This is a genomic window from Nevskia soli (genome assembly GCF_903970205.1).
Lineage (GTDB): Bacteria > Acidobacteriota > Terriglobia > Bryobacterales > Bryobacteraceae > Bog-113.
Map to the genome: position 1 here is coordinate 1 of NZ_CAJCHS010000038.1, position 6771 is coordinate 6771.

Consider the following 6771-nt stretch of genomic DNA (forward strand, 5'->3'; position numbering starts at 1 on the left):
CATCCGATATTCGGCGAAGTCGTCTCCAGAATATGGTCGCCGCCAAACAGCAGCTTCCGCTCCCGATCGAACAGACAGACATGCCCCGGCGAATGCCCCGGCGTCCAGATCACTTCCAAACGCCCGATCCGCTCGCCACCCTGAAGCACGCGATCCGGCGTTAGCGAAGGAAATTTGACCGTCAACATGTGGAATGCAGCGTTGACCGGCCCGATCTTATCCGGAGGACTCCCCGCCAATCCCAGAGCCACGCCGTTCCAATGCTCCGCCCGCTCGGGAACCGCGAACTCATTCAACAGATCCGCGTCGAGACCATGCATCAGCACCGGTGCGCCGCTGGCCTCGCGCGCCCGCAGCACCAGCCCCACATGATCCGGGTGCATATGGGTGATCACGATGTGCCGCACATCTTCCCATGCCACTCCCGCGTCGCGAACGCCGCGGTCGAGCGCATTCCACGAAGATGGAATCTGCATCCCCGTGTCGATGAGAACCCAGCCATCGCCGGAATCCACCAGCCACGCATTCAGCGGATCCATCGCGAACGGCAACGGAACGCGAATGGAGTGAACGTCAGCGGGTTTTGATGAGTGCAAGGAATTCGTCGCGCGTTTGTTTCTGGTCGCGGAAGGCGCCCAGCATCGCGCTGGTCACGGTGCCGGAGTGCTGCTTCTCCACGCCGCGCATCATCATGCAGAAGTGCTGCGCCTCGCACACCACGCCGACGCCGTAAGGCTCCAGGTTATCCATCAGGCAATGCGCCACCTGCTGCGTGAGCCGCTCCTGTATCTGCAGCCGCCGCGCGAACGCATCGATGATCCGCGGGATCTTACTCAGCCCGATCACCTTCGATTTCGCCAGATACCCGACGTGCATCTTGCCGTAAAAAGGCAGCATGTGATGCTCGCACATGCTGAAGAACTCGATGTCCTTCACCATCACCATCTCGTCGTAGTCGACGTGATAGATCGCATTATTTAAGAGTTTGTCGATGTCGGTGTGATAACCGCTCGTCAGGAACCGCAGCGCCTTATCGACGCGTTCCGGCGTCTGCAGTAATCCTTCGCGCGATGGATCTTCGCCCAGCGCGCGGATAATCTGTTCCATCTGAGGAGCGATAGAAGCCGTCTGCACCCGCGCCGGCATCTTGACTACTGTTTTCTTCTGACTCATTCCGTTGGCCCAATTAGAAAGATGTTGCGCGGAGTTTCGAAGATGCTAATTCGTTCCAGGTGAGGGAACCCGGATGGCCACGCAGCGCGCAGCCGCCGCACGATTTCCTTGCCCAGATTCTCGGTCGTCGGTACGGTCTGCGCGAATTCCGGAAGCTCTTCATTCAGATACCGATGGTCGTACCGATCGATCACGCTCCGTCCCACCAGTTCATCCAGCCGGTCGAGCTGCACCGCGCGCCCGGTAACCGGATCGATCTCTCCATGAACGGTCACCTCCAGCTCATAGTTGTGGCCATGCCCGAACGGGTTGTTGCACTTTCCGAAGATCTCGTCGTTTGCCGCCTCGTCGAGCGCATCCACATGCAGCCGGTGCGACGCACTGAATCGATAGCGCCGGTTTACCAGGATCATCCGCGATATTCCACGCTAAGCTCGGCAGTCTCCTCAAGGCGCACTGAAAACAAACGGCCGCCCTCGCGCAGATGCGGCTCTAATCTGTTCCAGATCTCAACCGCAATGTTCTCCGCCGTCGGCACCACGCGATCGAACGGCCTCACTTCCTTATTTAGAAACCGATGGTCGAACGGCTCGATCACTTCGCGACGAATCAGCTCCTTCACTTCTTTCAAGTCGCGAATCATTCCGGTTACCGGATCCGGATCGCCCTCAATCGTAACTTCCACGACATAGTTGTGTCCGTGGCCATGCGGATTGGCCGCAATGCCGTAAATCGCCTCATTCTCGTCGTCGCTCAGGTCGGCGCTGCGGCATACATGCGACGCTGAAAATTCAGCCTTCCGGGTAATCAGCATTGCTACACTCTCAGTGTAACTTCAGCATGCAAAACCGCACGGGGTCTAACCGTACAATCGACAGGCTGTTACTCGGCGGCATCGCTGTCCTGCTGCTCACATTGACCGCCGTGCTGAGCGCGTCGTTGCGCGAGCACATGGCCCAGGAGGGTCAGCCCGCGCCGTCGTTCTCCATCCGCACCGATTCCGGCAATGTCATCACTCCGGAACAATTCGGCGGCAAACTGCTGTTGCTGAACTTCTGGGCCAGCTGGTGCGCGCCGTGTGTCGAAGAAACGCCGTCGCTCGATGCGTTGCAGCGCCGCTTCCAGAAAGAAGGTCTGGTTGTAGTGGGCGTCAGCGTGGATGAAGACGCGAATGCGTATCGCCGGTTCCTGTCCACGTACCACATCGGTTTTCAAACCCTTCGCGACCCCTCGAAGAAGCTGAGTATCGATTACGGCACTTTCAAGTACCCGGAGACCTATCTGATCGATAGCTCCGGCCGGGTCATCAAGAAAGTTATCGGCAAAGAAGATTGGACGGACGAGCGCGTCATTGCCTATGTCCAGTCGCTCCTCTGAATTTCCGCCGGATCTCAGGCAGGAACTAGCCGGATTGCTCGGTCCGCGCGGCTATCTAGACCAACCGCACGAGCTCACACTCTACGAGTACGATGGCAGCGTCGATAAGATCCTGCCCGACATGGTGGTGTTTCCGCGGAACACGGAGGAAGTCGTCGCTATCGTCCGGCTTACCGCCGAACATCACATTCCGATTGTCGGCCGCGGCGCCGGCACGGGACTTAGCGGCGGATCGATCCCGCGCGCAGGCGGCGTGATCATCGGCTTCTCGCGGATGAACAAAATCCTGTCGCTCGATGCCGCCAACGAGCGCGCCGTCGTACAGCCGGGCGTCGTCAATCTGGACTTAACCTATGCCGCCGCGCCGCACGGACTGTTCTTTGCACCCGATCCGTCATCGCAGAAAGCCTGCACGCTCGGCGGTAACGTCGCGGAGAATGCCGGCGGCCCGCACACGTTAGCGTACGGAGTAACCACCAATCACGTGCTTGGCCTCGAATGCGTCCTCCCCGACGGCACGGTCTTCGAAACCGGCGGGGCTGTTCCTGACCTCGCCGGCTTCGATCTCACCGGTCTACTTACAGGCTCGGAAGGTACCATGGCGCTAGTTACTAAGATCATAGTTCGCTTAGTCCGCGCGCCGGAAGCGATCAAGACGATCCTGGGAGTATTCAACTCCGTGGACCACTGCGCCAACACCGTAGCCGAGATCACCGCGCGGCAAATCACCCCCGTTGCGATTGAGATGCTCGACGGCACCATGCTGCGTATGGTTGAGCAGGCCACGCACGCGGGTTACCCGATCGACGCCGCGGCTGTCTTACTGATCGAACTCGAAGGCCCTCGCGAATCGGTGGAAGAACAGACGGAACAGATCCGCGTCATCTGTTCCGCCCAGAACGCGCGCGAGTTCCGCGTTGCGCGATCGAATGAGGAGCGCGATCTGCTCTGGAAAGGCCGCAAGAACGCTTTTGGCGCCATCGGCCGCGTGAGCCCGTTCTACTACGTCCAAGACGGCGTCGTGCCGCGCTCCAAAGTCGCCGGAGCGCTGCGCTTCATCGAGCAGACGTCGAACAAACACGGCCTCGTCATCAGCAACATCTTTCACGCGGGCGACGGCAACCTGCACCCCATCATCCTGTTCGACCGCCGCAAGACCGGCGACCTGGAACGCGCGAAAGCCGCGGGCGAAGAGATTCTTGACCATTGCATTGCGGTGGGCGGTTCCATCACCGGCGAGCACGGAATCGGAATGGAAAAGAACGAGACCATGGCGCGCCTGTTTTCCGATGCCACCCTCGAAACGATTCGCGATTTGAAGTCCACCTTCGACCCGCGCTGCCGCCTGAACCCCGGAAAGGTTCTTCCCACCGGAAAGGGCTGCGGCGAGATCAGACAAGCCGTACTGGAAACCGGCTCTGTTCATTACTGACGGTGCCTTTTGGCACAAGAACTCCGACGAAGCGTTACGAACTCAGCGCGTTCGGCAAGCTAGCATGAATAGAGGTTATTTATGCTTCGTCGCATACTGATTGCACTTCCACTGTTATCCTTTATCGCCGCCGCCCAGACCCCTGTTGTGACCTATCACAACGATACGTTTCGCACCGGCTGGTATCACAACGAGACCACACTTACTCCCGGCAACGTTAACGAGACAACCTTCGGTAAGTTGTTCACCATGCCGGCCGATGGCAAAGTGGACGCGCAACCACTGTATGTGCCTGGGCTAACAATTAACGGCGCCTCACATAACGTAACTTTCGTGGCCACCGAAAACGACACCGTCTATGCCTACGACGCCGATACTTCGGGCAGCCCGCTTTGGCAGTCCACGATGCTCCTCTCCGGTGAATCGCCTTCCGACCCGGTCAATGGTTGCAGCCAGGTAGTTCCTGAAATCGGAGTTACCGCGACTCCCGCTATCGATCTGAAGGTCGGACCGCACGGCACCATCTACGTGGTCGCGATGAGTAAGAACTCGAGCGGGAACTATTTTCAGCGCCTGCATGCCCTCGATATCACCACCGGCGCCGAGCAGTTCGGCGGACCCGTGACGATTCAAGCCACGTATCCCGGTACCGGCGACGGCAGCAGTAATGGTCAGGTGATCTTCAATGCGGAAAAATACGAGGACCGTGCGGCGCTCTTGATCGTGAACGGTTCCGTCGTGTTCGGCTTCACCTCACACTGCGATAATCCCCCGTACACCGGTTGGGTCATGGCTTATTCGGAAACGACCCTTGCACAGATAAGCGTCCTGAATGTGACTCCGAACGGCGGCGAAGGATCTATGTGGGAGAGCGGCAACGGCCCTGCCGCGGATTCCCTGGGGAATATCTATTACCTCTCCGCCAACGGCACCTTCGATACGACGCTCAACGCCTCCGGATTTCCCGATCAGGGCGACTTCGGAAACGCCTTTCTCAAGCTATCGTACGCAGACAACAAGCTCGCTGTCGCCGATTACTTCACCATGTACAACACCGTTCACGAATCCAGTACCGATACGGATTTAGGCTCCGGAGGCGCCATGCTCATGCCTGCAGTGAAGGACAGTACGGGAACATCTCACCAACTGGCCGTCGGCGCAGGTAAGGACACGAACATCTATATCGTTGACCGGACCAACTTAGGCAAGTACAACTCGACCACAAACAACGTGTTTCAGGAAATCGCCGGCGGCATCGTCGGGGGCGCCTGGAGCTCGCCTGCTTACTTCCCGAACCGTTTCTTTTATGGAGGCGTCGGTGATCATATCCGGTCCTGGAACTGGAACGGAACGGAGTTCGCCGCGGGAACTATCACCGCGCATACCTTCACCTATCCGGGCGTAACGCCCGCCGTCTCGTCCAATGGGCTTACCAGTTCGATCCTTTGGGCGGTGGAAGACACGTCTCCAGCCGTGCTCTGGGCGTATAGCGCACTCAACCTGACCAAGGTTCTCTATAACAGTAATCAGGCCGGTACGCGTGACCAGTTTGGCGACGGCAATAAGTTCATAACTCCGATGATTGCCAACGGCAAGGTCTACGTCGGCACACCGAATAGCGTTGTGGTGTTCGGTCTGTTCGCCGCGCCGAAGGCTTCGCTCGGGAACGTTCCGTCGACCCTGCGATAATCGGGCATTCGCGCCGCCCGTGCCACCGCTACTACAGTTTTCGTTTCTCGCATTTAGCTCGCTCTTTGTATTAGTCGACCCGATCGCGGCGGTCCCCGCCTTCCTGGCGATGACCGCCGATTCGGACAGCCCGCACCGGCGCGCCATGGCGCTGCGCGCATCGGTAACGTGTTTCATCGTCTTGTCCGTATTCGCCTTCTCCGGCACGATGATCTTTCGATTCTTCGGGATTACTCTTCCAGCATTCAAAATCGCCGGGGGATTGATTCTGGGGCTCATCGGCCTCGACATGGTGCAAGGCCGCAGATCTCCTACTAAAGAGACAGCATCGGAAACCGCCGAGGGCTCGGAGAAGGAAGACGTCGGAATCATCCCTTTGGGCATCCCGATGTTAGCCGGGCCGGGATCGATCTCTTCGGCGATCGTTCTAATGAGCCAAAGTCCCGACTGGCGGCACGCAGGCGTCATTTTCGCGGCGATAGCTGTCACGGCGGCATCGTCATTTCTGATTCTCGCCGCCGCCGAACGAGTGGGTGGTTATCTCCACGAGACCGGGATTCGCATCCTGACCCGGATGATGGGACTGCTGCTGATGTCAATTGCCGTTCAGTTCATACTCAATGGTTTTCGCGACGCGGGTCTGCTACGGTAAGCCGCCGCGATTTGCCGCATCTTCGGCGGTCGGAATGGGTCATCTTGTTCTTCCTCGCCTATGTTGCGGTTGCCGCGATGGCAACGCGAGTGTCCCGCGGGATACGCGTAGAAATACTCTATCTGAACTTAGCGCTGCTAACCGGCTACGCGCTATTGATCGTGTCGGCTTCGGTACACCGGCTTAAGTACCTGGACTTTGCGCGCGATTGGCTGGCGTTCCTGCCGGTCCTTCTGATCTATCACGAGATGGGCCTGCTGACGCTGCCGCAAGCTACTCATTCGCTCGAAGCGCGCTGGGTGACCTGGGACCAGGCCGTCCTCCGCGGCGGCGCCAAAGCGCTGATCGAATCGCTCGGACCGTTTCTTCCCTCCGTGCTCGAGATCGCCTATCTGCTGGTATATGCGTTAGGGCCGTTTTCCGTCGTCATGTTCTACGTTTACGACCG

The 6771-nt window shown here is 58.7% G+C and carries 9 protein-coding genes; 5 read left to right on the forward strand and 4 right to left on the reverse strand.

Features of this window, described 5'->3' with window-relative positions; all coding sequences use genetic code 11:
- From H1Y01_RS01970 to H1Y01_RS01985, 4 genes are all read right to left on the reverse strand, one after another.
- Positions 1-596: MBL fold metallo-hydrolase (locus H1Y01_RS01970; RefSeq protein WP_180538415.1), on the reverse strand; the 596-nt coding region annotated here is incomplete at its 3' end.
- Positions 574-1173, reverse strand: a complete 600-nt coding sequence (gene folE, locus H1Y01_RS01975; RefSeq protein WP_437179944.1) for a GTP cyclohydrolase I FolE — start codon at positions 1171-1173, stop codon at positions 574-576. The genes H1Y01_RS01970 and folE, both read right to left, overlap by 23 nt.
- Positions 1170-1586: a 6-carboxytetrahydropterin synthase gene (locus tag H1Y01_RS01980; protein WP_180538416.1), complete on the reverse strand. Its 417-nt coding sequence runs from the start codon at positions 1584-1586 to the stop codon at positions 1170-1172. The genes folE and H1Y01_RS01980 overlap by 4 nt, the downstream gene beginning before the upstream one ends.
- Complete coding sequence (locus H1Y01_RS01985) at positions 1583-1987, reverse strand: 6-pyruvoyl trahydropterin synthase family protein (RefSeq protein ID WP_180538417.1); 405 nt, start codon at positions 1985-1987, stop codon at positions 1583-1585. The genes H1Y01_RS01980 and H1Y01_RS01985 overlap by 4 nt, the downstream gene beginning before the upstream one ends.
- Positions 1988-2013: 26 nt before the next feature.
- Between H1Y01_RS01985 and H1Y01_RS01990 the strand changes: the two genes are divergently transcribed.
- From H1Y01_RS01990 to H1Y01_RS02010, 5 genes are all read left to right on the forward strand, one after another.
- Positions 2014-2550 carry a TlpA family protein disulfide reductase gene (locus H1Y01_RS01990; protein WP_180538418.1) on the forward strand — a complete coding sequence of 179 codons (537 nt, stop codon included), beginning with the start codon at positions 2014-2016 and terminating at the stop codon, positions 2548-2550.
- Entirely contained in the window at positions 2531-3982 is a 1452-nt protein-coding gene (locus H1Y01_RS01995; protein WP_180538419.1) for an FAD-linked oxidase C-terminal domain-containing protein, read from the forward strand. Before H1Y01_RS01990 ends, H1Y01_RS01995 begins: the two co-directional genes overlap by 20 nt.
- A gap of 81 nt (positions 3983-4063) precedes the next feature.
- Positions 4064-5671, forward strand: a complete 1608-nt coding sequence (locus H1Y01_RS02000) for a hypothetical protein (protein ID WP_219341188.1) — start codon at positions 4064-4066, stop codon at positions 5669-5671.
- A gap of 19 nt (positions 5672-5690) precedes the next feature.
- Positions 5691-6323, forward strand: a complete 633-nt coding sequence (locus H1Y01_RS02005) for a MarC family protein (RefSeq protein ID WP_180538420.1) — start codon at positions 5691-5693, stop codon at positions 6321-6323.
- Between the two features lie 11 nt (positions 6324-6334).
- The coding region (locus tag H1Y01_RS02010) for a hypothetical protein (RefSeq protein WP_180538421.1) at positions 6335-6771 on the forward strand (437 nt) is incomplete at its 3' end.

What these genes read in the sequence shown, in the direction of transcription:
- H1Y01_RS01995 (WP_180538419.1), top strand. Translation starts at nt 2,531, where the DNA reads ATGTCCAGTCGCTCCTCTGAATTTCCGCCGGATCTCAGGCAGGAACTA.
- H1Y01_RS01980 (WP_180538416.1), bottom strand. Translation starts at nt 1,586, where the DNA reads ATGATCCTGGTAAACCGGCGCTATCGATTCAGTGCGTCGCACCGGCTG.
- H1Y01_RS01985 (WP_180538417.1), bottom strand. Translation starts at nt 1,987, where the DNA reads ATGCTGATTACCCGGAAGGCTGAATTTTCAGCGTCGCATGTATGCCGC.
- H1Y01_RS01990 (WP_180538418.1), top strand. Translation starts at nt 2,014, where the DNA reads ATGCAAAACCGCACGGGGTCTAACCGTACAATCGACAGGCTGTTACTC.
- H1Y01_RS02000 (WP_219341188.1), top strand. Translation starts at nt 4,064, where the DNA reads ATGCTTCGTCGCATACTGATTGCACTTCCACTGTTATCCTTTATCGCC.
- folE (WP_437179944.1), bottom strand. Translation starts at nt 1,173, where the DNA reads ATGAGTCAGAAGAAAACAGTAGTCAAGATGCCGGCGCGGGTGCAGACG.